The organism is Corallococcus aberystwythensis (genome assembly GCF_003612165.1).
Taxonomy (GTDB): domain Bacteria; phylum Myxococcota; class Myxococcia; order Myxococcales; family Myxococcaceae; genus Corallococcus; species Corallococcus aberystwythensis.
Genome location: NZ_RAWK01000591.1, coordinates 1 through 420, shown reverse-complemented (window position 1 = coordinate 420; position 420 = coordinate 1). Strand labels below are relative to the sequence as shown.

Below are 420 nucleotides of genomic sequence, written 5' to 3'. Positions count from 1 at the left end.
AGCTGCTATCAGATCCAGAGCGAGCGCTCCGACAAGTGGCTCACCGTGGACGGCGCGGGCAAGGTGGTCGCGGGCAGCACGGCGCAGGCCGGCGGGCAGGTGTTCCAGCTCGTTCCGGCGGGCACCCGCTACAAGCTCAAGGGCTCGGGCGACGCGTTCCTGACGGTGGTCGCGAACCAGCTCTCCATGAGCGCCGACTTCACCAGCGGGGAGTCGTTCACCCGGCTGGCCTGCGGCTACGGCACGCGCACGCGCGTGGGTTTCCAGGCCGCCACGGGGAGCGCGCCCCACTGGAAGGAGACCACGCCGGGCGCGCCCATCCAGAGCGGTGACGGCGGCAATGGCGGCGCCTGCAACCCGGGCGATGGCGGTGCCTGGGAGGGCTTCTACCTGGAGCCGGTGCTGCCATCCGGGCAGGCC

The 420-nt window shown here is 72.1% G+C and carries 1 pseudogene; it reads left to right on the top strand.

From position 1 onward, the window contains the following. Positions 1-420, top strand: a pseudogene (locus D7W81_RS41615) (PQQ-dependent sugar dehydrogenase); the annotation flags it as partial.